Source organism: Mesorhizobium sp. AR10, assembly GCF_024746795.1.
Taxonomy (GTDB): domain Bacteria; phylum Pseudomonadota; class Alphaproteobacteria; order Rhizobiales; family Rhizobiaceae; genus Mesorhizobium.
Genome location: NZ_CP080524.1, coordinates 3,615,344 through 3,640,428, shown reverse-complemented (window position 1 = coordinate 3,640,428; position 25,085 = coordinate 3,615,344). Strand labels below are relative to the sequence as shown.

General features: G+C 60.0%; 19 protein-coding genes, 1 tRNA gene and 1 pseudogene. 12 read left to right on the top strand and 9 right to left on the bottom strand.

Translation table 11 applies throughout. From position 1 onward, the window contains the following. Positions 1 to 135 precede the first annotated feature (135 nt). Together LHFGNBLO_RS21005 and LHFGNBLO_RS21000 are read left to right on the top strand one after the other, a co-directional pair. On the top strand, positions 136 to 1,497 hold the full coding sequence (locus LHFGNBLO_RS21005) for a DUF3300 domain-containing protein (RefSeq protein ID WP_258601262.1): 1,362 nt from the start codon (positions 136 to 138) through the stop codon (positions 1,495 to 1,497). 26 nt (positions 1,498 to 1,523) lie between these two features. Then, positions 1,524 to 2,480 carry a DUF2950 domain-containing protein gene (locus LHFGNBLO_RS21000; RefSeq protein ID WP_258601260.1) on the top strand — a complete coding sequence of 319 codons (957 nt, stop codon included), beginning with the start codon at positions 1,524 to 1,526 and terminating at the stop codon, positions 2,478 to 2,480. A gap of 106 nt (positions 2,481 to 2,586) precedes the next feature. Here LHFGNBLO_RS21000 and LHFGNBLO_RS20995 read toward each other — a convergent pair whose 3' ends face one another. Next, positions 2,587 to 3,717 (bottom strand): glycosyltransferase family 4 protein, encoded by a 1,131-nt coding sequence (locus tag LHFGNBLO_RS20995; protein WP_258601259.1) that lies wholly within the window; start codon positions 3,715 to 3,717, stop codon positions 2,587 to 2,589. Positions 3,718 to 4,138: 421 nt separating this feature from the next. Here LHFGNBLO_RS20995 and LHFGNBLO_RS20990 point away from each other — a divergent pair, with 421 nt between their 5' ends. The 3 genes from LHFGNBLO_RS20990 (at position 4,139) to LHFGNBLO_RS20980 (ending at position 9,125) form a co-directional block, all read left to right on the top strand. Then, positions 4,139 to 6,193, top strand: coding sequence for an alpha-1,4-glucan--maltose-1-phosphate maltosyltransferase (locus LHFGNBLO_RS20990; RefSeq protein WP_258601258.1), 2,055 nt, complete (start codon positions 4,139 to 4,141; stop codon positions 6,191 to 6,193). 308 nt (positions 6,194 to 6,501) lie between these two features. Beyond that, entirely contained in the window at positions 6,502 to 6,795 is a 294-nt protein-coding gene (locus tag LHFGNBLO_RS20985; protein WP_258601257.1) for a hypothetical protein, read from the top strand. 485 nt (positions 6,796 to 7,280) lie between these two features. After that, the gene (locus tag LHFGNBLO_RS20980; RefSeq protein ID WP_258601256.1) at positions 7,281 to 9,125 is read left to right on the top strand and encodes a mechanosensitive ion channel family protein; all 1,845 of its coding nucleotides are present in this window, start codon (positions 7,281 to 7,283) and stop codon (positions 9,123 to 9,125) included. A gap of 116 nt (positions 9,126 to 9,241) precedes the next feature. On the opposite strand, the gene gltS is transcribed toward LHFGNBLO_RS20980, so the two are convergent. The 4 genes and pseudogenes from gltS to LHFGNBLO_RS20960 all read right to left on the bottom strand — a co-directional run bounded on the left by gltS (position 9,242) and on the right by LHFGNBLO_RS20960 (position 13,936). After that, positions 9,242 to 10,492, bottom strand: a complete 1,251-nt coding sequence (gene gltS, locus LHFGNBLO_RS20975; protein ID WP_258601255.1) for a sodium/glutamate symporter — start codon at positions 10,490 to 10,492, stop codon at positions 9,242 to 9,244. A gap of 185 nt (positions 10,493 to 10,677) precedes the next feature. After that, positions 10,678 to 11,687: pseudogene (locus LHFGNBLO_RS20970) on the bottom strand (DUF4105 domain-containing protein). Between the two features lie 119 nt (positions 11,688 to 11,806). Next, positions 11,807 to 13,081 (bottom strand): alpha/beta hydrolase, encoded by a 1,275-nt coding sequence (locus LHFGNBLO_RS20965; protein WP_258609833.1) that lies wholly within the window; start codon positions 13,079 to 13,081, stop codon positions 11,807 to 11,809. Between the two features lie 75 nt (positions 13,082 to 13,156). After that, positions 13,157 to 13,936 (bottom strand): hypothetical protein, encoded by a 780-nt coding sequence (locus LHFGNBLO_RS20960; RefSeq protein ID WP_258601254.1) that lies wholly within the window; start codon positions 13,934 to 13,936, stop codon positions 13,157 to 13,159. A 347-nt stretch (positions 13,937 to 14,283) separates the two neighbouring features. Here LHFGNBLO_RS20960 and LHFGNBLO_RS20955 point away from each other — a divergent pair, with 347 nt between their 5' ends. The 4 genes from LHFGNBLO_RS20955 (at position 14,284) to LHFGNBLO_RS20940 (ending at position 17,993) form a co-directional block, all read left to right on the top strand. Next, on the top strand, positions 14,284 to 16,002 hold the full coding sequence (locus LHFGNBLO_RS20955; protein ID WP_258601253.1) for a hypothetical protein: 1,719 nt from the start codon (positions 14,284 to 14,286) through the stop codon (positions 16,000 to 16,002). Positions 16,003 to 16,409: 407 nt separating this feature from the next. Beyond that, positions 16,410 to 16,482 (top strand) — tRNA-OTHER (locus LHFGNBLO_RS20950). Between the two features lie 446 nt (positions 16,483 to 16,928). Beyond that, complete coding sequence (locus LHFGNBLO_RS20945; RefSeq protein WP_258601252.1) at positions 16,929 to 17,360, top strand: cupin domain-containing protein; 432 nt, start codon at positions 16,929 to 16,931, stop codon at positions 17,358 to 17,360. Positions 17,361 to 17,552: 192 nt separating this feature from the next. Beyond that, entirely contained in the window at positions 17,553 to 17,993 is a 441-nt protein-coding gene (locus LHFGNBLO_RS20940) for a hypothetical protein (RefSeq protein WP_258601250.1), read from the top strand. A 598-nt stretch (positions 17,994 to 18,591) separates the two neighbouring features. Here the strand turns inward: LHFGNBLO_RS20940 and LHFGNBLO_RS20935 are convergent. Then, a complete protein-coding gene (locus tag LHFGNBLO_RS20935) occupies positions 18,592 to 18,867 on the bottom strand; it encodes a PilZ domain-containing protein (RefSeq protein ID WP_258601249.1) in 276 nt (91 codons plus the stop codon). 413 nt (positions 18,868 to 19,280) lie between these two features. Here LHFGNBLO_RS20935 and LHFGNBLO_RS20930 point away from each other — a divergent pair, with 413 nt between their 5' ends. The 3 genes from LHFGNBLO_RS20930 to LHFGNBLO_RS20920 all read left to right on the top strand — a co-directional run bounded on the left by LHFGNBLO_RS20930 (position 19,281) and on the right by LHFGNBLO_RS20920 (position 21,094). Beyond that, the gene (locus LHFGNBLO_RS20930; RefSeq protein WP_258601248.1) at positions 19,281 to 20,039 is read left to right on the top strand and encodes a copper homeostasis protein CutC; all 759 of its coding nucleotides are present in this window, start codon (positions 19,281 to 19,283) and stop codon (positions 20,037 to 20,039) included. Next, positions 20,036 to 20,533 carry a GNAT family N-acetyltransferase gene (locus tag LHFGNBLO_RS20925; protein ID WP_258601246.1) on the top strand — a complete coding sequence of 166 codons (498 nt, stop codon included), beginning with the start codon at positions 20,036 to 20,038 and terminating at the stop codon, positions 20,531 to 20,533. The genes LHFGNBLO_RS20930 and LHFGNBLO_RS20925 overlap by 4 nt, the downstream gene beginning before the upstream one ends. 75 nt (positions 20,534 to 20,608) lie before the next feature. Beyond that, a complete protein-coding gene (locus tag LHFGNBLO_RS20920; protein WP_258601244.1) occupies positions 20,609 to 21,094 on the top strand; it encodes an SRPBCC family protein in 486 nt (161 codons plus the stop codon). 72 nt (positions 21,095 to 21,166) lie between these two features. On the opposite strand, the gene LHFGNBLO_RS20915 is transcribed toward LHFGNBLO_RS20920, so the two are convergent. The 3 genes from LHFGNBLO_RS20915 to LHFGNBLO_RS20905 form a co-directional block, all read right to left on the bottom strand. Beyond that, a complete protein-coding gene (locus tag LHFGNBLO_RS20915; protein ID WP_258601243.1) occupies positions 21,167 to 21,964 on the bottom strand; it encodes an FAD binding domain-containing protein in 798 nt (265 codons plus the stop codon). Positions 21,965 to 22,077: 113 nt separating this feature from the next. Continuing rightward, complete coding sequence (locus LHFGNBLO_RS20910; protein WP_258601242.1) at positions 22,078 to 24,429, bottom strand: xanthine dehydrogenase family protein molybdopterin-binding subunit; 2,352 nt, start codon at positions 24,427 to 24,429, stop codon at positions 22,078 to 22,080. A gap of 118 nt (positions 24,430 to 24,547) precedes the next feature. Beyond that, on the bottom strand, positions 24,548 to 25,048 hold the full coding sequence (locus LHFGNBLO_RS20905; RefSeq protein ID WP_258601241.1) for a (2Fe-2S)-binding protein: 501 nt from the start codon (positions 25,046 to 25,048) through the stop codon (positions 24,548 to 24,550). Between the last annotated feature and the right edge of the window lie 37 nt (positions 25,049 to 25,085).

Sequence of the window (25,085 nt, the reverse complement as noted above, 5' to 3'; positions counted from 1 at the left end):
GCACGTAGCATACAGTTACTTACCTTCCGCATCGGCAAGCAATGCGCCAACGTAGCGCCAAGGCAAGAACATTCGCTCTGGACTTGGCGACACGACGTCGCTGACAACCGGGTTGGCGCCCCTGGGAGGATGACGATGGAGATCAAGTTTCCGCGCTGGCATGCCGGCGCCGTGGCCGTGATCGCGATCTTGATGTGCTCGGGTCAGCCCTCTTTGGCGATTGCTCAGGATCAGGCCGCTGCTACCGACAGCTCAGCGGCAACCCCAACTCCCGAACCGCTTGACGAGGATGAACTCGAAGTCCTCGTAGCCCGTATCGCACTCTACCCCGACGAGCTCGTCGCAGTAGTTTCCGAAGCGTCGCTCTATCCATTGCAGATCGTGGAGGCGAGCCGGTTCTTGGATCAGGTCGCCAAGAACGCAAGCTTGAAACCGAAGGAAAGCTGGGACGGCAGCGTCATCTCGTTGCTCAACTATCCCGAGATCGTCAAGATGATGAGTGACGATCTGGAGTGGACCCAGGCGCTTGGCGACGCACTGACATATCAGCAAAAAGACGTGCTGGTCGCCATCCAGCAGTTGCGCGACACAGCTGTAGCCAAAGGCGTGATCAAGTCCGACGACAAGATCAAGGTGGTCGAGGAGAACGACAATGTCGTCATTCGCTCCTCCAGCCCCGAAACGATCTATGTTCCACAGTATGAACCGGCAATGCTCTATGCTGCCGATTATCCGGTTGCTCCGATCTCCTATTATCCCGACCCCTACCCGAGCTACTACTATCCCAACGCGCCCTATTTTGCGGGTGTCGTCACTGGCGCAATCTGGGCCGCGGCAGTGGATTGGGACGACTGGGGCGTGTGGGGCGGCCGCTGGGACGGCAACGATATCGATATCGACTGCAACAATTGCTTCAATAACATAAACGGCAAAATCAATTTCAACGACGTCGACTGGAAGAACGTCGACCGTTCGAAACTGAACTTCGACAGGAACCAGTTCGCCAACTTCGACAAAACGAGCATGCGCGACCGGGTCAAGACCAACGATCGCAACAGCATGCGCAACAAGGCGTCTGACCTCAAAAGGGACCGAGCGAGCACACTGGCCGGAAAGTCCGGCAAGGTGAAGGACGTGCGCCAACGCCAAATCAGAGAGGGTTTGAAAGCCCAGCCTCCGGGGTCAAGGCCGGATATCAAAAAGCCAACCAACACCAAGCCAATTGCTTCGGTTCGAAAAAATGACCGCCCTGCCGCCAAGGCGTCGGGGAAAATCAATCGTGCGGTTGGCAAGCCGAAGCCGGCAATGAGAGTGGACAACAGGCCGAGGAAGCCTTCGGGCCTTGGCAACGTCAGCTCCGGAAAACGCCAGCAGATTGCCTCCAACCGCGGTGCGAAGAGCATGGGAGGCGGAATTCGCAGCGGCGGCGGCGGAGGCGGCCACAAGATGATCAGGCCGAGCGGTGGCAGGCAGGGCGGTGGCGGGCGCAGGCGTTAAAACTTTTGGCGAGAGGAAAACCGACCATGAAAACGTGCGTCCGGAGTCTTGTTCTACGTTCCCTGCTCGGTGTCGGAATGATCTTGGGCATTGGCGCGAGTTCTGCAAATTTTGCCAGCGCGCAGGAGGTGCAGAGCATCACGGACTACGTGGCCAAGAACGATCCGCTACTTTTCGATGATCCCTCAGCAGCGGTGGAAGCGTTCAAAGCGGTCCTGGCGAAGGACGATTTCGACGGACTGGCGGTATTGCTTGGGCTGGATGCCGCGAAGCTGCGGACAAGCGAAGGCGTGATGGATACCTACGAGCAGATCAAGCAAGGTGCTGCCAAGACGGTGATTGTGCGTGATCTTGGCGACCGCAAGCAACTCGACATTGGCGACAAGCTATGGCCGCTGCCATTCCCAATCACCAAGGGCAAGGACGGCAAATGGGCTTTCGATACCTATGCTGGCATCGAAGAGATCATCAACCGGCGCGTCGGCGAAAATGAGATCGCGGCAATCGAGACGGTCCGCGCCTACGTCGACGCTCAACGTGAGTACGCCGCGGAAGACCGCGATGGCGATGGCGTGCTGGAGTACGCCCAGAAGCTGGTCAGCAGCGAGGGCCAGGCCGACGGACTATATTGGCCATCCGACGAGACCAATGGCGTTAGTCCGGCAGGCGACTTCATCAACCAGGCAGCTCTCGACAAGGCCAGGAAAGGCGATGGCTATTTTGGTTATCGCTTCCGCATCCTGAATGGCCAGGGCAAAAACATAGCTGGAGGCGACTACAACTATGTCATCAACGGCAACATGATCGCGGGTTTCGCGCTTCTGGCCTGGCCTGTGAAATATGCCGAGACAGGCGTTCACACCTTTGCGGTCAATCACCAAGGCATCGTCTACCAAGCCGACCTTGGCCCGAAAACGGAGGCTGTGGCCGGCGCCATAAGGCAATTCAATCCCGGCGACAAATGGCAGCTGACAGATGACTAGCTTCAATTGCCAGGGGTTAATCGGCAAGCCAGCGCTTTTTTCCCACCAACAGCTGGGCGAAATTCTGGCAGGTGGGCGCAAAGCGAAAGCGGCCTCAGGCGAGAGTTCAAGCTGATCTGAGTTGCGTCCGTCCCTTCCTGTTCCGATCGCGCTCTCGTCCCTCGGTCGGAACGACCCGCGGGACGGATTTGGGTTCGTACATGCCTGCAGCGACCGAGGCGTAGATCTTCTCGTAGTCATCGACCATGCGGGACGCGCTGAAGCGCTCCTCGAACCTACGCCTCACCTGGCGCCGGTCGAGCGAATGGACCCGTTTTACGGCAGCGACCGCGTTTTCGATGCTGTCGACCACGAAGCCGGTGACGCCGTCATCCACGACCTCGGGCACCGCACCTTGCGGCCAAGCGATCACCGGCACCCCAAATGCCATGGCCTCGATCATCGCAAGACCGAAAGGCTCCGGCCAATCGATCGGAAAAAGCAGCGCGTGCGCGCCTGCGAAAAGGGCCGTCTTACCGGCTTCGTCGACTTCCCCCAGGAACTCTACATGGGGGCTTTTCATCTGCTCGACCAGCTCTTCGCAGTAGGCACGGTTGCTGTAATCCATCTTCGCCGCGATCTTGAGCCGCATGCCACTCAACCTGGCGATCTCGATCGCCCGGTCGGGCCGCTTGTCGAGATAAATCCGGCCGAGGAAGGCCAGGTAGGGGTCTTGTGGGGGAGCGTAGTCGGTGGCGGGATAAAGATGCAGAGGCAGACCGTGATAGACGTTGCCCACCCATTGCGCCTCGGCTAGCGGTTGGCGCTGACGCATCGAGATCGAGCTCAGCGAGAAATACGGCCACCTCGCATAGGTCCTGGGAAGGTCGCTGTAGTCGAGCCTTCCGTGCGGCGTGGTTACTGTCTTTCCTGCAAACGTTTCGAAAAGCGGGAAGTGTTGAAAATGGCTGAGATGGCAATGAATTACGTCGAACCGATCCTGCTGCTGGCGAACTTCATCCAGCATTGCCATATGGGCGGCGATGGAAGACCGTCGTTCGATTGGGTCGAGGCGTAGCCCCGTCGCGCCCTGCGGCACCAGTTCCGCATTGGTGACGGAGTTCCCGCTAGCGAAGAGGGTCACCTCATGACCTCTTCTGACAAGCTCCTCCGTCAGGAACGACACGATCCGTTCCGTCCCCCCGTAGAAGCGCGGCGGGACCGACTCGTCTAGGGGCGCGACCTGAGCAATTCTCATTCTTGCGGCTTTCGGTGACGACCGGGAGCATGAGCCTACCGCGCGGAGGGCTGTGGGGGGAACGTAATTTACGTGGTCGGCAGGGTAAGCCAATTATGTGGATCGAAGATCGCCGATCGCGAGCATGTCCGGCTGAACCAAAATGCGCCGGGTCGGGTGACGAACTTGCCAGAACAGGTTTCGACGGAGATAGGCAACTTCCAAGGACGTCCAGCTTTTGCTTGGCTTGCCGAAAGAGGAGGATCACATCGAGGGGCCGACTTTCGAATTCGCCGATACAGTAAATTACCTTCCGCGCAGAGAGGCAATGCCTCAACGTCACCTGAGCGCGACAAGTCGGAAGGTGACGAGGATGAAAACTCCGACGCATTCGATCTCAGTCCCGACGCGAGGAGGGAAGCACTTCGCGTTGGACGGTGAAATGAAAGCCAGCGCCGCAACACGTCGTTCCCGGCATTCCGCAGATCTTCGGCCACGCGAGCCGCGCAGTCAGCCACAAGAGATAGATGCGCTGTTCGCCCTGGCGGCCAACCGGATTGCGATCGAGGGCGTGAGCCCCGAGATCGACGGCGGGCGCTTCCCGGCCAAATGTGTCGCCGGCGAGCCGGTCCTGATCGAGGCGGACATATTCAGCTACGGTCACGAGACGATCGATGCCTGCCTACTTTACCGGCCTGCAGGCACCGAAGGCTGGTCCGAGCAGCCGATGACCCTTTTTGAAAACGACCGTTGGCGCGCCACGGTCGTGCTCGGCGAAAATCGGCTTTACCAATTCACCTTCGGCGCATGGCGCGACCTCTATGCGACCTGGCGCAAGGAGGTAGCCAAGAAACATGCGGCGGGCAGGAATATTGCCATCGAACTCGAAGAAGGACGCTGCCTGCTTCAGGATGCGGCGCGTTCTGGCCGGGCAGGCCCAGATGATGCCGCCGAACTCGAGCAGGTGCTCGCGTCGTTCGAGATTCTGCTTGCCGACACGCAGCGTCTTGCTCTTCTCAGTTCCGGGGCGGTGGCCGCCGTGATGAGCCGTGCGGGGGTGAGAACCAATCTCTGCCACTACGACAAGGTTCTTGAGATCTTCGCGGACCGCAAGGCGGCGGCGTTCAGCGCCTGGTACGAGCTTTTCCCGCGTTCTCAATCAGGTGATCCCGCGCGCCACGGCACCTTTGACGACGTCATCGCCCGCCTGCCCTATGTGCGCGATCTCGGCTTCGACGTGCTTTATTTTCCACCCATCCACCCGGTCGGCAGAACCAATCGCAAGGGCCGCAACAACAGCCTCAAGGCCGAACCGGGCGATGTCGGCAGCCCCTATGCCATCGGCTCGGAGGACGGAGGCCACGATGCCATCCATCCGAAACTGGGGAGCTTCGAGGATTTTCATCGCCTGATGGCTGCCAGCCGGCAGCACGGGCTGGAGGTCGCGATCGACTTTGCTATCCAGTGCTCTCCGGACCACCCCTGGATCATGGCGCATCCGGAATGGTTTGACTGGCGGCCGGACGGCTCCATCAAATTCGCCGAGAACCCGCCCAAGAGTTACGAGGACATCGTCAACGTCCACTTCCACAACGACGCCTTCCCAGGTCTCTGGCATGCCTTGCGCGACATCGTGCTGTTCTGGATCGGCCATGGGGTGAAGATCTTCAGGGTCGACAACCCGCACACCAAGCCGTTTGCCTTCTGGGAATGGATGATCGGGGAAGTCCGCTCCAGGCATCCCGACGCGATCTTCCTGTCCGAAGGTTTCACGCGTCCCAAGGTTATGAAGCGCCTCGCCAAGGTCGGCTTCAACCAGAGCTACTCCTACTTCATCTGGCGCAATTCCAAAGCGGAGCTGGAGGAATACCTTACCGAACTCACCCAGGAGGAATGCCGCCACTACATGCGGCCCAATTTCTTCGCCAACACGCCCGACATCAACCCCGCCTATCTCCAGCACAGCGGCAGGCCGGGCTTCCAGGCCAGGCTGATCCTGGCAGGCACGCTCGGAAGCAATTACGGGATCTACAACGGCTTCGAGATCTGCGAGGCTGAGGCCGTTCCAGGCAAGGAGGAGTACCTCAACTCCGACAAGTACGAAATCCGCGCACGGAATATGGATGAGCCCGGCAACATACAGTGGGACATCCGGTTCCTGAACCGACTTCGGCGAAACCATAGGGCATTGCAGGATTTCACCCACCTCGCCTTTTACAAGGCCTGGAACGACAACATCATCTACTACGGCAAGCGCACGGCCGATTTGGTCGACTTCCTGCTGTTCCATGTATGCCTCGATCCGCACTCGGCTCAGGGCGCCGATTTTGAGGTGCCGCTTTGGGAGTTCGGCCTCCCCGACGACGCCTCGATCGAAGTGGAGGACATGGTCACCGGCCACCGCTTCACCTGGCACGGCAAAATCCAGCACATCCATCTCGATCCGTTCTACAAGCCCTATGCGGTGTGGCGTCTCATCCCGCCGGGAGCTCGCTAAGGGCAGTCCCGGCAAGACGCTCGAGGCGGCGCTCGTTATTGCCTAAAGTGCAGTCCAATCGGGAGTAGCTCGATGTGCATAGAAGGAGAGCGTGCAAGCGTAGGCACCCCAATCGTCTGCAGGATTTGGGGAGTGGAGAGTGCCACGTTGCGGGTTTTCTGGGGAATGCCCGCCTGTCACAAGCGTATCAATCCTCGGTCATGGGCGGATACAGCTTCACCACGCAACAGTCCGACTACGTAACTTACATACTGATACTGGCCCCATCAAAAAGACTATGCGCATTCTAGCGCATGAGGGATGGCGCTATGGCAGCAAACGTCGAGCATCCTGGCTGGAAGCAAGCATATTCGGCGGCAGTGCGCCGCTTTCCGCATGCCGAATTTGCGATCCGCAAATTGATAAGCCGCAGCGAGGCGTTCCGCGACATCTGCGAGGAACTCCTGGAGGCCGAAATTGCCCTGTCGAATGTACCAGGCGCGCCGCCTGAACTTCACGATGCCAGAAGGGCCGAGTGGGAGGAGTTGGTGGATCGGCTTGTCGCTGAAGTCGGAACTGCTCTGCGGGAGGCCGAAGCGTCGCAAAATCGGCGGCCGCGGTGATGGCAGGGGGCGCCGCTGCCAACGGTTTCAATGACAATGCCAGATAGCGCAGTCTTTGCCGCTGACCGACCTCGCCGTCCCCCGCTCTCCCACCATACTGGTGGCACGGTCGGGCAGGTCGACCTGCCAGCAGTCGCCGCTTCCTTCATCGAAATTCTGGAGAACTTCGATACCGGCCCGATGGCGGTTGGCGAAGCCCGCAATGGCAGGTCGGCGTTGCCTTTGGTTTCATGCTGCGCACCTCTCCGCCGATGCGGAGACGCCGCGACGACCAGGGCTGCAGCGAGGGTTGGCGGCGGCGCAGGATCGTCGATGGCGGCACCCATTGCCGCAATCGACCCAAACACGCCGGAAACGGCGCCGACCATCTCGCTGGGGCCGAAGAACGGAAACAAGACGGCCGTTCGGCGATGGTGCCAACTAATAACCTCTGCTTGTGATCGTAACGACCGAACAGCGTTGGGCAGCAAAATGGGACGACTACTGTGAGCGACAATCCAACGATGGACGCAGATATGATGTCGGTCATGACCGGTCTTGAGCAAGTTGCGGAACGCTTTATGGATGGCTTGAATGCGCGTTCCTTGGGTTGGACGCAGGCTCCTGCCGAGTTCAGAAGCTTGCAAGCCGTGCTGGCCGCCTCGTCGACGTCTGCTGTTCTTCTTTGCCTCCAGATCGTTCTCGTGGTCGCGCTTGTCGCGAACGTGCTGCAATTCTTTGGTCGGCGGGCAAGCCGGAGCACTACCGGGGGATGGCGCCGCTTCCTTTACTTTTCGGCGGCGGTGGTCGCAGCCCTGGCGATCGGTTTGCTCAGCGCGCGGCTTCTTGCCGGTTCGGGCCTTTCGCTGCGAACGTTACGGCTCTGGACCGTAGCGACGGTCGCAGGGGCTATTGTGCTAGTCGCCCTCAGGGCCCTGCTCCTGGCATCGCATCATCCTGAATTTCGACACCGCAAAACTCACCTCACGACGTACGTACGCGACCTTTCCTTTGTGAGCGGATGGGCCATCGCCGGCCTGGCGCTCGTCTCCACTCTACGGATTTGGGGCGCTGGAGCCGGCCTTGTGGATCTGACCGGGACGCTTCTGGTGGCCATCCCGACTCTGATCCTGGTCATCCACGCCATTTGGCGTCATCGGCGAACGATCGCTGGCTCAATAGCAGGTCGTCGCCCCCGAGACCAATGGCGTGCCCGTTTTGCGCGTTCCTGGCCTCCAATCGTAATGGTGATGCTAGTTCTTATTGTCGTTAGCAACCAGATTGCGCGCACTATGGGCGCGGCAATTCCCAGCTTGGCGGTCCTGTTGACCGCCATGGTCGTCTTCGTCGCTCCGCAATTGGATACGATCATAATGACCTGGGCGCAGCGCGGTCTGGAATCTCCCAACATTTCGGCCGTGAGGGCCGCAGGGCGGGAGACAGCGCGGTTCGCGCTTGTAATCCTGGTGTTGGCATTGCTCGGGACGATGTGGGCGGCGCCGCTCGCGGCCGGATTTGGCATGGATATAAAGGCGGTCACGCGCCAGGCCTTCGCGGTGGCGCTGATCGGCTTGTTGGGCGCATTCCTCTGGAATGTTATCGGTGCGATCATCGATCGACTCTCCCTCGCAGATAAGGCGGCTGCCAACGGCCCATCCGGGGCGCAGCCTTCGAGGCTCGGCACACTGGTCCCCCTGCTCGCCTTCACCGGCAAGACAAGTATCGTAGCGCTGGCTTTGCTGACCATGCTGGTTTCGGTCGGCGTTAACGTCTGGCCGCTCATCACGGGTTTGAGCGTCTTTGGCTTGGCCATTGGCTTCGGCTCGCAGGCGCTGGTCAAAGATGTCGTCTCCGGCCTGTTCTTTCTGGTCGACGATGCTTTTCGCGCCGGCGAATTCATCGAAACATCCGGAACCAAAGGGACCGTGGAGAAAATTTCGATACGATCGGTGACGCTGCGCAATTCGACCGGTTCCCTGGCAACAGTGCCGTATGGACAGATGGGTAAGATTCAGAATTTCAGCCGCGACTGGGTCATTGACCAGGTGTCCTTCCGCGTTGCCCTCGACACCGATGTCGAACTGGTACTCAAGCTGTTCACGGAGATCGGTGAGCAAATTGCGGCGGACCCGGAGTTTGCCCCCGACCTGTTGGAACCCTTCAAGAGCAAAGGTATTGCCGATCTCGAGGACGGTACCCTGGTCTTTCGGGCGAAGTTCAAGGCGAAACCGGGCAAGCAATCCGCTATCCGCCGGGCGGCATTGAAGGCGGTCAACATCGCATTTAAAGAGAACGGCATTCGAGCCGTGCCAAAGCCAACCCCGACTCAAGCGCAAGTGGCTAGCACGTGAGGTCGTTCGCAGGCTTACAGCATCGACGTTGCGGCTCGTAGCGACATCCATCGCGAGCCAGCAGCGTCACTGGGCCATTCAACAGGTTGCCGCTCGCTCGATAGCATTTGTCGAGATCAAGGCCCTGCGACGCCCAGGGCTTTCATGTCGAAAAGTGGCAACGCCAGGAATGACTTTGCAACGAGCGCATTGGCAAGATCGACGAAGAACGATCCCGCCAGGGTGATCAGCAAGAACGCCTTCGGGGCGGGTCCGTAGCGACGCGCCACCTCGTCCATGGTCGCCATCGCAACGGGCATTGAAGATATCCCGAAGCCGAGGAAACCGCCGACCGTAACCGCAGCCTCATAGTCGCGGCCCAGCAACCGGAACAGAACGAAATAGGCAATCGCCACGATGACGACGATCTGCAGCAGTACGTTGACGAAAAGTGGTCCAAGGATAGCGGCAACGGCAATCAGCTTAGTGCTCATGAGGCTGAGCACCAGAAACAGGTTCAGAGCGACCTCGCCCCCCTTTTGAATCGGCTCGAAGTCCAGCCGGATGCGAGTCCAGTCAGCAAGGTTCGTCAGGAAAACTCCCGCGAGCATCGCCGACAGGAAGCCGGGCAGCAACAATCCTGCGTCCTTGGCCCAGCTATTGAGCTTGTCGCCAAGAAGGACCGAAACCGCAACGATCAGGATGGTCGCCAGAATACTCTCAAGGCTCGAGCGCCGCTCGTGACCTGCTGCTGGTGCTTCTTTTTGCGGTTCGGCGAAGGAGACCTCAGTCTGCGGTGCCGCGACCGGGGAGAGTCCATGACGCCCGATCAGCCAGCCGGTAATGGGTCCCGACACCAGAGCGCCGGTGATCACCGCAAGGGTCGCCGCTCCTGCCCCGACCGCTTGCGCGTTCTGAAGCCCGACGGCCTCCGCCTCCTTCGCCCAGGCAAGTGCCGTCCCTGGCCCACCGACGAAGGAAAGGCTCCCGGCAAGGAGCCCGTAGAAGGGGTGTGCACCCCAAGCCGTGGCGACACCGATGCCAACCAGATTCTGGCAGGCCAGCAGAAGCACTGTCACTGCGCAAAGGATGACCAACGGACGGCCACCGGCTCGCAGCGCTTTTAGCTTCGCCGACAGGCCGATCGTCGTGAAGAAGACAAGCAACAGAAGATCGCGAAGCTTTGTGCCGAAGGCGACCTCAGTTGCGAACATGAGCTGTGCAAGGAGAACCAGCAGAGCCACTATCATGGCGCCGATCACGGCGTTGGGCATGTCGATGCGTTTCAGCACTGGAACCATTTGACGAATGCGGGTTCCCGCGACCAACGCGACCAGACCAATGATCAGCGTTACAAGTTCCGAGAATTCAACATGGTTCGCGGCCATCGGCTCAACTCCCCGTCTCGAAGCTCTTCGAGCGTCTCCTTCATCGTCACCACCAATCTCGCATCGGCGAATAGCGGAACGATGCAAAATAACGACTGCGCTACCTGACCAGCCTACCACCAAAGCGAGATCAGCGAGACGGCCTCCCTTGGTGCTTCGATCCCGCCAGCGAGGCCCTTCCCAGATCAATAGCCAAGGCGGGGAGACGGCACACCAACCCGGATCAATCTCGAAAAATCCGGCGAAAGGCCTGACTTCCGCGCACGCTCGTCTATGTGGGCCAACTCCCTCAAAGTCGATAACGGTACACGGGTGTCGAGTGCACCTCGGTCATATGCATAGTCGGGAAGATAGCCGTTGACGATGAGGCGCCAGTCGAAAGGAACTGCGTCACCCACCGCCCGCATCATCTTGACAATCGTGGTCGTGCAGTTGGTCGTGATCGAATTGTAAAACTCCGGAGTCGTGGAAAGAGCATTCGCGTCCGACAGGTACTCGAGCAGAAGTGCCCGGCCCGCATCCGGAGGCGCTTTCAGTCGATAGATTTGGACATCCTCTCCCGAACATTTGACCTGAGGCCAACGACGTCTCGCTCCTCAGCCGCGACGATGACCAAGGGATTGCTCTTGAACAGGTCGGCTATGGGCGAAAACTCGCCACCAACGCGCCGCCGCACCTCAATGGACCAGGCAAGATACTCACCACCGGAGAAGCCAAAGCTCATGATGACATGGGCCATTTTCGGTCCGGCCCAATAAGACATGAAGAGGTCGACGGTCTGAAGATTGGAGAGGTCGTAGGTCCGCGTTGTCCAACGTTCGGTGAAATCAGTGTCGCTGCGCCATTCGAAGTCGCGCACGTCTTTCAGCGTCAACAGATTTCCGTCGCGGGTGCCGGTTACCTGACGGGCGACATCTGGCGCCCAGTCGGCGACGCCCAAAGGCTTGATGGTGCTCCACCAAGTCAGAACCGCAGCGAACGCAGCGAGAAACAGGACAAACGCCCTGATGCGAAAGCGACTGAAGAGCGCGATGATGGTGGCGAGGCCAAACAAGATGAAAAGGGCGCAGGCCACAACCCGACCAGGCTCTCCCCCAGGCAGGCGATACCACATGGCAAATCCGGCCCAGGCAGTCAAAACTGCAACAGCCAGTGACAGGATGATGGCGAGCGCTATCCGAGCGATGCGATGCATCATCCCCCTTCCAGCCATGCAGGACCCGCAGAGGCGTTGCTCGCGGTGTGGCTGTGCTCGCTCGTTGCCATCTGAATGCCATTCTCACGGAACGCGAGAAGCAATTTCGAGATTGGGCATCAATAAGCTTCGCTGCCGCCCTGGCCTCGTTGAGTCATTACTTTCTTGCAGCCTTTCGCAGAAGTCTCGCATCCCTTGTTGGCCTGGCCGCTTGGAGAACCGGTTAAACTCTCGACCTGATTGCCATAGTTTTCCCTGGTGTTCTGATCGATCGCTGCAACAGGTGCCGAAATCACCAACCCTGCAGCACTGCCAGCCGCTGCTGCCGCGCCGGTCGTCGCTTGCACGATCGTGTCGCCAAGGCCGACCCTGCTGTCGGTCAGGGTCTGGCCGGCGGCCATCCGCGCCCCGATCAGTTGCACGATCTGCGGAGACGAGGCGAACTTGCCGTGATTCAAGCTGTCTCCCGATTTGACCTTCGTCAGGTCGATGACGGTTACATTGTTGCTCGCGAGTTCTTCCTTGTACGGAGCCAGCTCCGGATCGATGGATCCGAGGCGCGGGATGTTGCCCCAGACCCGTCGCGAAAATGCGAGCGCCCGGTCATCCTGCGAGACAAACAGGGTGAACTGCGGGTGCTGTTTGCCCATGTCGGCAATCTGCGTGCGAAAGACGTCGACGTCGACGTCAGGCGCAGCCAGCATCACGTTCTTGAACTTCGTCGGCAGACCGCCATTGCGGATCGCCATCTGGCGCAGGGATTCCAGTGCAAGCCAGTTGCCCATCGAATGAGCGAGGATCGAAACCTCTTTTACTTCGCGATCGTGAGCGAGGTACTGGAACAGCGTCTCGAGCGCATCTCGCGTGTAGTTGGTGCTTTCGCGATCGTAGCCATAGGCCAGCGTACTGCCTCGGGAGGGCCATGTGACCAAAATCGGAGCGCTGTTTGTGCCCGTATCGTGGGCGATCTGCGCAAAGCGATAAAGGGAGTCTTCGAAGCGGTTGTTGAAGCCATGGATGAAGACCAGCACGCTGTGGTCCGGGCTCTTCCTGACCGAGGCGCGTAGCCAGTCCTTCGCGCCATCTCGTGTTATTTCTTCGGCTTTCACCACCGCGAAATCGGTTGCCGGGTTTGAGGGCAGCTTCTTGGGCCAGGCGACCTCGCCGACCTTGCGCACGGACGCCGGTGGGATAGACACTGTAATGTCCGCGAACGAGGGGGCGAGCCCGCGCTCGCCCGTATACATTTCTGCAGGATTGGAGGAACGACTGCGTGTCGTCGTCACCAGCATCTCCACCTTGCTGGTGGAAGGGGACGTGTCGGCCACTGGCAGCAGCACATTCGTCGGACGGGACGCGCACCCCAAAGACAAGCTTAACACTGCCCCCAACAAGACGTGGTTGACGCGTCTGACATTGGACGGGTTCACAAACAATTTCTCAAAACCTCTCCCCGTTCCGAAGCCGTCCTAAAAGCGGAATGCGACGCTCGAAAACAGTCCGTGCTGCGTTACGTTATAGCTGAAGCCCCCGTCCTGATAATCGGTGTAGAGCACTCGATAGCCCAGGGCGGTCGATATCGTTGGCGTCCAGTTGTAACCGACAGCAGCAAAACCCTGAGCCGTGAAATCGGAACTCACGCCAAACCCGCCGATATCGGCCATGGCGTTGATGAACCAGCGATCGTCGATGTCGTAGTGAGCAGCCAGGCCAATGATGGGATCCACCCAGCCCTTGGAGCCGCTGCGGCTTGTTCCAGGGAAAAGGGCGGGATCTATGGAGAGGTTCACGCTGTAGTGCTGATAGCGCAGCCCCGCCGTCGCGAACAATTCCAGGTCGGGAATGTTGACCGGCAGGCTGTGCCCCACCAGTCCGGTTACAAGCACTTCCTCCTGCTCAAAGCGGACCGATCCCGTCAGCGGTCCGACATTCGCGTCGGCGGCAACCTTCACCCACATTGCGTCCGAATAAAAAAGCCATGTGCCATCGGTAGCAAGAATGGAGCCAGCTACCGGCACAGCATCGAGATGCTGGATTGCGTCCCAGGCGCTGATGTCCACGTTTGCCGGAGGCAGGCCGCGAATGCCGACATCACCGTTTATTGCCGTCGCCCATCCATACAGGGAGACCTGGAACCGCCAGCTGTGCTCGATCGGCGGGGCTGCATCCGGAACGTCGGCGGCAAACGCAGGACCGGTGAGCATCAACAATGCGGCCGCGCCTAAAGTTTTGCTCCTACGATTGGACATTTGCGTAGTGCCCTCCTGAAAGCGCAAGCCCGGGTGCCGCAAGTTCCTTACATATATCACGAAAGCTCTCGCTCCGATGCACCAGATGACGGATCGCCAGTTCAAACTGCGGAAACAGGCCTACTTCCGGCGAGACCGCTTGTTGTCTATAAGCTGGCCAGTCTTCTTTTGTCATATCGCATTGATTTGAATAAAATATCGATATTTTTTTGATCTGAGCGCCGGTCCGATTCTTGCTCCGATCGAATTATATTGCCGAAAGCCAGCAGTGGAATGTAAGTTACGTGGGAGACCATGTAACCACACAGGCGCAAGAACCCACGGTTGCAGGATCGAACGAGGGTAATTTGGTCCAGACTGGAACATTCTCCATAGGGGAGCATGCTCTCCCTATTGAGGATTGCCGCGCCCAGATTGCCCTGATCCTCAATAGTCCAGACTTCGATGCCACCGGGCGCGAGCACCGTTTCCTCAGTCATGTGGTTGAGGAGGCATTGTCGGGACGCGGCGATCGCATCAAGGCCTATTCGATCGCGGTCGAAGTGTTCGGCCGCGGTGAGTCGTTTGACCCTCAGACGGATCCAATCGTCCGCATCGAGGCTGGCCACCTCAGGCGTGCGCTCGAGCGTTATTATCTGACGTCCGGACACACCGACCCAATTCTCATCACGATTCCAAAGGGTGGCTACGTCCCCGTCTTCTCGCTTCGCTCGCAACAGCCTTTGGCGGAACTCCCGGTGCCGGTTGTTTCTCCGACAATCGCTGAACCTCGGGTTCGGCGGATGGCGTCACGACTGCTGCTGCCGGCCGCGCTTGTGGCCCTTCTCGCGGCAGGAGCATCTGTATTGGCATGGTGGTGGCCCTCTGCCAGATCGGGCGCGCCGGAAATACCGCGCGTGCTGGTCGAGTCATTTGACGATCTAACCGGCACAAACGCCGCGGCAGCCATCGCGAGTGGATTGAAGCAGGAAGTCGTCAGCCATCTTTCCAAGTTCAAGGACGTCGTCGTCGTGGAGTCGGTCGCAAACGGAGCCGATACGTCGGTCTCGCCACCACGATTTGTCCTGGCAGGAAGCGTCAACCTGTCGGTCGACGCCTTTCGGCTTCGGGTCCGGCTGCTCAACCGGGGGGACGGCTCTGTTCTGTGGGCCGAGAGTTATGATGGCGGTCTGAACGTAGCTGAGCTTTGGCAAGCCCAGACCGACATCGCGCGCAATGTATCGACGAGCCTGGCCCAGGCATATGGCGTCATCTTCCAGGCGGATGCCAATCTCCGCGTCGACAATCCGCCCGACGATTGGGCCGCCTATTCCTGCACGCTTTCCTTCTATGAATATCGGGTCGATGTCGATGCAGAAAGCCGTTCATCGGTACGAGCTTGCCTCGAGAAGGCGGTGGACCGCTTTCCTACTTACGCCACCGCCTGGGGCCTTCTGTCGCTGATCTACATAGATGACTATCGATTCGAGTTTCCACGCGACCCTGCATTGTCCGCCGCCGCGCTCGAGCGCGCCTTGGCGGCAGCAAGGCGGTCTGTGGGGGTTGACCCTGTCAACATCCGGGGGCGCCAGGCAGAAATGGTTGCGCTCTATTTCCACAAGGAGATCGATGCGGCATTGAAAGTGGGCAAGCAGACTTTGACCATCAACCCGAACGACACCGAGTTTATGGGCGAATATGGACAGCGCCTTGCGGTTTCCGGAAATTGGCATGACGGATGCCAGTTGATTGCGGAGGCGCGCCAACGCAATCCGGGCTCCTCGGCGTACTACGAGGCGGATCTGGCACTTTGCGCCTATTTCAGCGGCGACCATCCGCAGGCAGCCACGTGGATCAAGAAATCGCCGGCTCCTTCCAACCCGATCTACCATGTGATTGCTGCTGCTGTTTTCGGCGAAGCAGGATACAAAATCGAGGCTGATCGCGAGGTTGAATGGCTGAACCAAAATCAACCTGATTTGGTGAAGAGCATGCGCCAGATGGTTTCGACACGGTTGGCCCGTTCGCAAGACGTCGAGCTTTTCCTCGGCTCGCTGCGGAAAGCCGGCCTCGACATCGCAGACTGAACCCGAGCTCAAGCTGCGACCAATCGTAAACTCAATTCAGAGCTACCGAAGAGTCCGGAACCTTCTATCAGGCGGTGTCCCGTCGGGCCTCCTGCATCCTCAAGAGCCGTTCGTACGTGCCGTCAACCGCTTAGGGAAACTGCCGCACGGTAGCGCCCATGGCTCACCTTCACGAGCAGGCCCTCCTCGCACATGCGGCGAGGTAGCAGCAAGGAATACCGTTGTCGGTCAGGTCTTTGTCCGGACTTCGCCCTTCTCAAGAGCGAGCGAGAAGGTACCGGCACGGCAACATCTTGCGATTCGTTAGATCAGTACCAGCGCTGCCTGACCTACGCCCATTGCAGGTGTCGGTTGCCCCCAAGCCTAAATTGATCAAACGACCTTACTGCCTTAGCGTGCCAATATTCGCATTCGTAGCTCAACCAGGATAGAGCAAGTCTCCCAGGGCAGATGCAGGTTCGATCCCTGCCGGGTGCACCAAAGCCCGCCACCGTACGGCAATCGGGCTCGATTGCTTCGGGAACGGAACGATATCAATGGCGCCCCGTCGGCCCTTTGAGGAATTCGACGAAGGCACCATCAGCCGCCGCGGGGTCAAATCGAGCATGAGGAGACATGAGCTAATGGAGAACCGGCAAAACAGCATTTTGGAGGCTGGTTGGCTTCTTGCTGTACCCCTCTCCGTCCTGCTTGCGGTCCTGTTGGCTGGCTTCGTGATCGGTTGAAATCAGCGCTATCCTTTGGCCCCAACCATCACCAGGCTCTGATGCGATGCTTCTTTCGCAGATCCCCACCGGCACGCGCGGCTACGCACTCTCGGGATATTGGGCTGCCATTTGACCAAACCTGCTGGCTGCCCCTGAAAGCGAGACGCTTGCGCGCAGATGCTCGCTGCGCGATGCTGAAGGACGGGTTGCGAGGAAACAATGCAAAAGATCATGGCATCGACGCTGCTGCTCGCGGCCGGTTTATTTGCGAACGCCGCACAAGCGCTGGACAGCAGCGGAACGCCAGTCGTCGTCACGCCGCTTGCGTCACGCACCGAGACGGCGTCCGGGCAGCCGATCACGCTGCCGCAGAAGAACGTACAGGTCCTGGTTTCCACTTATGACATCGCCCCCGGTGCGACCTTGCCGGTACACAAGCATCCGTTTCCGCGCTACGCCTATGTCCAGGCCGGAACGCTTCAGGTCACGAACGTCGAGACCGGCAAGAGCAATACTTACAAGACCGGCGATTTCATCGTCGAAATGATCGGACAGTGGCATCAGGCCACCAATGTCGGCACCGGTCCAGTCAAGCTGCTGGTGATCGATCAGGTTGAAGAAGGCACCAAGAACACGGTGCTGCGCCAGTAGCATGCACGTGCGCATGTCGGCCCGTCGCGGGCCTAGGGCAACGGCTCGCCTTCCGAGCGTCGGTTTCGGGCCGCTGGGTCGGTCTCACCAGACAAACCAATTTTTGCCCCGCATCGGGCTGATGCGGATTTGATTTGCTTGGTGATGCCCTATCCTTAGGGCAAACTGCCTGCTGGGGCTCTAGGAGGAGAAATGAGAGCACGCGCAGCAACGGTCGGGGATCTCGAGGAGGTCTTCCGGGGTCTGTCCAAGCGGATGTCGGATGAGTACGCAGCGGCCGGCAAAGACAGCAAGATCGCGTACGACAATCTGATGATGAACTTGAAAGAAGGCCGTGCTCATGCGCTTGTGCAGGGTGAAAAGACCGTGGCGCTCATCGCCTGGCATGAGCATAGCGACGCTGCAGATACGCTGTTTGCTGCACGGGAGGATTTCTTCAGTGCCGCCACGGTTCGCTTCTGCAAGCGGCACATTCGCCAGATCCAGGCGCTCGCCGGCAATCTTCCCATTCACTCGCGCAGCTGGATTGAGAGACCGGACGTCGCAAGATGGTTTCGAATAATCGGCTATTTCGAACGAGGCCGGGAGAATGGCGCCAATCTGTTCGAACTGCCGCCGGATGCTACCGCATAAGGAGGTGGATACAACTCTGGGCTTTTGTATTCACTGCGCTATCTCCCCGTTGTGAACGTTGTTTCACGGCTGGAAGATAGGAGGTTTTCTATGGAACGGCGCTTGTTTTTGACAGGAATGTTGGGCATTGCAGGGGCAGCCGCTCTTGCGAGCGCAATTCGGCCTATCAACGCGGTGGCAGGTGTTCCAGGCGCCAGTAGTGGCATTCTCGATGAACTCGATGCACCTGACAAAGAGGTCTTCGAGGACGAAGACACTCAGGCAGAATTGCAACCTGTCTCCCATCGGTCGCACAGGCGGCACAGGCGGCACAGGCGACGCGTCTGGAGAAGGGTCTGCCGCCGCTATTGGCGATATGGCCGCCGGTACACCCGGTGCTATCGCCGGCGTGTTTGGGTCTGGGTTTGGCTTTAGCAGCTAGCCGCTTGATCTTGCCCCGGTCGGTTCATCCCGCCGGGGCTTGCAAGCTTGCGCCGGGTCGAGGACTTCATTCATCGTCTCGCCGTCAGGCCCGACGGCGGCCGGTCACGACAGATAGGCGGGCTGCCTCATTGCTGCTCAGGCACAAACCGCCCTCCCAGCCGAATGAAGTTTGCGCTTAACGCGTCACGCCGAAAAATTGGACACCAAGCCGGTCGTTCTTTCGCCAACGCACCACCGTCTGATAGGTGACTCCGTCGACGGGCACATGAAGGAGAAAACGATCTGGGACTGACGCATCGGGAGCGACCCGCAATTCGGCGCCGTGCTTGTGCTGATTTCTAACCGAGCAGGTTATTTCAGCGTTCTGGGCTCCCGCCAGTATGGTTGCGTGCTTAAGCACACCCAGGCGGAGATGGAGGCGACGCTCTTCTTTGGGGTCGATTGGTTCCATGCAATGCCCTGTTTGTAGCGGTAACAATGAACGGCTCACAAAACCACAATTCAATCCGTGCGGGCATATTAGGTTCCAATAATAAAAAAGTCTGCACCCGACGAACCGGTTGAAAATCACCGCCTTGACGTGCGTCCGGGAATGTCGTCGGGCGCATCTGCCATTCGATCACCGATGTGCCGGCTTCTGATCCAGCGCATCCACCGACCAGATGAATGATCGCTGGCGGATGTGCAATTCGACCTCTGCGCGCCATCCGTCTATCTGGCTGCTCGCCACATCCGGCAAATTCGGCGGGCATGCGTCTGCCACCCCTGGTCGACCTTGGCCCAAACGGCGGTGCGCTTTTCCCGCTTTCGCGGCAATCGGCCCGATGCTAGGGCTGTCCGCGAAATGATGGATGGATTGCCCTTTTGACACAAGCCTTTCGCCTGCCGCTGATCGAAATCTGCGTCGAAGGCATTGACGGCCTTTTGGCCGCGCAAGCCGCCGGCGCCGACCGGGTCGAATTGTGCGCCAGCCTGGTCGAGGGCGGCATCACGCCGAGCCTCGGCACAGTGCGCGCCGCACTTGAGCTCGCGACCATTCCGTTCCACGTCATCGTGCGGCCGCGCGGCGGCGATTTTCTCTATGGCGAGGCTGAGTATCGTTCGATGCTCGCGGATGTGAGCGCGTTCAGAGATCTCGGCGTGGCCGGTGTCGTCGTCGGCTGCCTGAACGCGGACGGCAGCATCGACGAAGGGCGGATGATCGAACTGGTACGGGCCGCCGGCTCCCTGAACGTCACTTGCCACCGCGCCTTCGACATGACGCGCGACCCAGCCGAGGCAATTGAAGCGCTGATCCGCTGCAAGGTCGGTCGCGTGCTGACCAGCGGCCAGCGCGATACGGCGCTGGAAGGCACGGACCTGTTGGCGGATCTGGTCCGCCAGGCGGGGAGCCGCATCATCATTCTCGGCTGCGGCGCGCTCGACCCCGAAAACATCGCCGAGGTGCGCAGAAAAACCGGGCTGACTGAAATGCATTTCGCCGCGCTCAAAGACGTGCCCAGCGCCATGCGCTACCGCAATCCCGATGTCGGCATGGGCGGCACCGACCTCGACCGCGAGTACCGCACCACCGTGACCGACGCAGGGCTGGTGGCGGCGACGATCGCGGCGGCCAAGGCATGATTGCTGCACCCTCTCCGATCAGCCGCGTCTCGGCGGAAGACGAACCGGCAATCCTGGCGCTCAACAACGAGCATGCGGCCGAACTGTCATGGCTCGAACGCGAGCGGCTGTCCTTTCTGCTGCGCGAAGCGTTTTACGTCCGCCGTATCGGCGCGCTCGAAGCCTTCATCATGACCTTCGACCAGGATGCCCATTACGACAGTCCGAACTTCCTCTGGTTCCGTGAGCGCTACCAGCGCTTCGTCTATGTCGACCGCGTCGTCGTCGCAAACGCGGCGCGCGGCCGCGGCCATGCCCGCCGGCTCTACGAGGATCTGTTCGACCACGTTTCGCGCGCCGGCCACACCATTGTCACATGCGAGGTGAATGTCGACCCGCCCAATCCGGCCTCGGATGCCTTTCACGCCGCGCTCGGCTTCGCCGAGGTCGGCGACGCAGTGATCCACGGCGGCAAGAAGGCGGTGCGTTACTATGTGCGGCAGATCGCTGTCTGAACCGGCAGCAATGGCACTGGCACCATAAAGAAGCTGCAGCTAAAATAAGCGTTTCCGCCAGCAGGGCGAAACACCATGCCGAGCAACGTCTTCCGCTTCGACGAGAGCTGGGACATCCCTGAAGCAACACCGCAAGAGGTGTGGGACGTACTGTCCGACGCCGAGCTGCTGCCGCTGTGGTGGGGCGATGTCTACAAAGAGGTCGTGCCGCTCGACAAGAAGGGCAAAGGTATCGTCGGTTCAAGAGCAAGAGCCCGCGCACGCGGCGCCCTGCCCTACGAACTGAATTTCATCATCGAGGCGGTCGAGATGGAACCCGGCAAGCTCGTTGGGGTCAAGACGATCGGTGATTTCGACGGGCTGTGGCGCGCGGAACTGTCACCGTTGAGTGCGGGCACGCATGTCAGACTGACCTGGCAGGTGACTGTGGAAAGGCCGATCCTGAAATTCCTGGCGCCGCTGCTGCGACCCGCCTTTGCCTGGAATCATCGCTGGACGACACCGCGCGGCGAAGCCGGCCTGCGCCGCTATCTGGCGGCACGAAAAAGCAAGGCCGTGTAGCGACAATCTTGATGCCGATGTTACGAAAAAGGGGCCGCGAGGCCCCTTTTTCATTCATGGTATCGCCAGCAATCAGGCGTTGGCGGCAGCCACCGCGCGCTTGGCCATCACCGCGATCAGATTGGCGCGGTAGTCCGCCGAGGCATGGATGTCGCTCATCAAATTCTTCGCCGGCACTTTCACGCCTTCGAGCGCCGCGGCCGCGAAATTCTTGACAAGCACCGCCTCGATCTCCTTCGAGCGGAAGACGCCGTCGTCGCCGGCGCCAGTGACGGCAACGCTGACCCCGTCCTTGCCCTTGGCCACGAACACGCCGACGATCGCGTAGCGCGATGCCGGGTTGCGGAACTTTTCATAAGCTGCCTTGGCCGGTGCGGTGAAGGTCACCGCGGTAACGATCTCGCCATCCTTCAGAGCTGTCTCGAACAGGCCCTTGAAGAATTTGTCGGCGGTGATCTCGCGCTTGTTGGTGACGATGGTCGCGCCCAGCGCCAGCAGTGCTGCCGGATAGTCGGCTGCCGGATCGTTGTTAGCGATCGAGCCGCCGATCGTTCCCTTGTGACGCACCGCCGGATCGCCGATCAGCGACGCCAGATGGGCGAGCGCCGGACAGGCCCTCTTGAGCTTCTCGTCATTGGCGACATCGTGGTGTGTCGTGGCGGCGCCGATGGTGATGGTCTTGCCCGACGCCTTGACGCCTTGCAGCTCCTTGATCCGCGACAGGTCGATAAGATCGGAGGGTGCCGCGAGCCGCGTCTTCATGGCGGGGATCAGCGTCATGCCGCCCGACAAGAGCTTCGCATCGCCCGCCTTGATCAGCTTGGCTGCATCAGTGACCGAGGTGGCACGGTGGTAGTTGACTGCGTACATGGGTTTCTCCCCTGGGGTGAAGAGTGGGTAGTCAGTTAGTGAGTAGTGAGGTCCGCACAGCGGTGCGCCTTCTTATTCACTGCTCACTGCTCACTACTCCCTACTCACTGCTTTCAGTGTTTCGTCGTCGTGCGGATCGCTGCCCAGACCGTGGACGGCGATGCCGGCATGGCAAGATCGTTGGTGCCGATGGCGTCGGTGATGGCGTTGATCACCGCCGGTGGAGAACCGATGGCACCGGCCTCGCCGCAGCCCTTGATGCCGAGCGGATTGCCTGGGCACGGCGTGTTCGAGGTCGAGACCTTGAACGATGGCAGGTCGCCCGCGCGAGGCATTGTATAATCCATATAACTCGCCGTCAGCAGTTGCCCACTGGCATCATAATGGGCACCTTCCAGCAGGGCCTGGCCGATGCCTTGGGCGATGCCGCCATGCACTTGGCCCTCGACGATCATCGGATTGATGATGTTGCCGAAATCGTCGGCCGCCACGAACTGGATGATCTCGGTCGTGCCGGTTTCCGGATCGACCTCGACTTCGCAGATGTAACAGCCGGCCGGGAAGGTGAAGTTCGACGGGTCGTAGAAAGCCGTCTCCTTCAAGCCAGGCTCCATGCCGCCCGGCAGATTGTGCGCGGTGTAGGCGGCAAGCGCCATCTGGAACCACGGCACGGTCTTGTCGGTGCCGGTGACCTTCAATGCACCGTTTTCGATGATGATGTCACCCTCGTCGGCTTCAAGCAGATGAGCGGCGATCTTCTTGGCCTTGGCTTCGACCTTGTCGAGCGCCTTGACGATGGCCGACATGCCGACTGCGCCCGAGCGTGAGCCATAGGTGCCCATGCCCATCTGCACCTTGTCGGTGTCGCCATGGACGATCGAGACACTGTCGAGCGGCACGCCGAAGCGCTCGTTGACCAGTTGCGCGAAGGTCGTCTCATGGCCCTGGCCATGGCTTTGCGATCCGGTCAGCACTTCGATCGTGCCGACCGCATTGACGCGCACCTCGGCCGATTCCCACAGGCCGACACCGGCGCCGAGCGAGCCGACCGCCGCCGACGGCGCGAGGCCGCATGCCTCGATGTAGCAGCTCATGCCGATGCCGCGCAGCAGCCCCTTCTTGGCGGCGGCCGCCTTGCGCTTGGTAAAGCCGGCATAATCGGACGCCTTCATCGCCGCGTCGAGCGAAGTGGCATAGTCGCCGGCGTCATAGTTCATGATAACCGGCGTCTGATGCGGGAACGACGTGATGAAGTTCGTTCGGCGAAGATCCGCCGGAGACACACCCAACTCGCGAGCGGCGGTTTCCATGGCGCGTTCGAGCAGATAGGTGGCTTCCGGCCGCCCTGCTCCGCGATAGGCATCGACCGGCGCGGTATTGGTGTAGACGGTGCGCACATTGGCGTGGATCGCGGGAATATTGTACTGGCCCGACAACAGGGTCGCGTAGAGATAGGTCGGCACACAGGACGAGAACAGTGACATGTAGGCGCCGAGATTGGCGACGGTGTCGACCTTCAGGCCGGTAATCCTGTTGTTCTTGTCGAAAGCCATTTCCACCGTTGAGACATGGTCGCGACCGTGGGCGTCAGTGAGAAAGCTTTCGGTGCGGTCGGCCACCCATTTGACTGGCACGCCGGTTTTCTTCGAGGCCCACAGGCAGACGATTTCTTCCGGGTAGATATAAATCTTCGAACCGAAGGCGCCGCCGACATCCGGCGCGATGACGCGCAGCTTGTTTTCCGGCGCGACATTGTAGAAGGCGCTCATCACCAGCCGAGCCAGATGCGGGTTCTGCGAGGTCGTCCAGCAGGTGTAGTGGTCCTCGGCCTTGTCGTAGTAACCAAGCGCCGCACGCGGCTCTATAGCGTTGGGCACCAGCCGGTTGTTGACGATCTTCATGCGGGTGACGTGGGCAGCAGCCTTGATCGCCGCATCGGTCGCCTTGCCGTCGCCGAGTTCCCAGTCGAAGATCAGATTGTTGTCGGCCTCCGGATGGATCTGAGGCGCGCGCTTCTCAAGCGCCTTCGACGCATCGACGACGGCCTTCAATTCCTTGTAGGTGATCTCGACGGCCTCCGCCGCATCGCGTGCCTGGCCCTTGGTTTCGGCAACCACGATGACCACCGCGTCGCCGACATAGCGAACCTTGTCGAAGGCCAGCGGCGACCACGCGCCCATCTTCATCGGCGTGCCGTCCTTGGAATGGATCATCCAGCCGCAGATGAGGTTGCCTATACCATCGGCCTTGAGCTCCTTGCCGGTCAGGACGCCGATGACACCCGGCATGGCCTGAGCTTGTCTGACGTCGATCTTCTTGATCTGCGCATGCGCGTAGGGGCTGCGCACGAAGGCCGCATGCTTCATGCCTGGAACCACCATATCGTCGACATAACGGCCGGCGCCGGTGATGAACCTCTTGTCTTCCTTGCGCACGACCCGCGCGCCAACACCTTCAATGCCCATCGCAGAAACTCCTCCCGAATTGTAAGGGAGTAGGTGAGTAGGGCAGTAAGGCAGTAGGGAAATTGGCTCCTGGTTCCCTACTGCCTTATTGCCCTACTGCCCTACTGCCTTGTCCATCTCACGCAGCTTGCCTGGCCTTGCCCTTCGACCCCCTGGACATCGTCTTCGATGCCGCGAGGATCGCCTTCACGATGTTGTGGTAGCCGGTGCAGCGGCAGATGTTGCCTTCCAGCTCGGCGCGCACCGTGGTCTCGTCGAGGCCTTCGGGATGGCGGGTAATCATATCGGTCGCCGTCATGATCATGCCCGGCGTGCAAAAACCGCATTGCAGGCCGTGATGCTCCTTGAACGCTGCCTGCACCGGATGCAGGTCGGCGCCATTGGCCAGCCCTTCGATGGTCACGACGCTCGACCCGGAGGCTTGCACGGCGAGCATCGAGCACGACTTCACCGCCTTGCCGTCGACATGCACCACGCAAGCGCCGCACTGCGAGGTATCGCAACCGACATGCGTCCCGGTGAGGCCGAGATTCTCCCTCAAGAAATGAACCAGAAGTGTGCGGTCTTCGGCAGTACCGCTGACCCGCTTCCCGTTCACCATCAACGATATTTCAGACATGAAACCTCCCTGGGTACTACCTTGGTCGTCTCGTTGC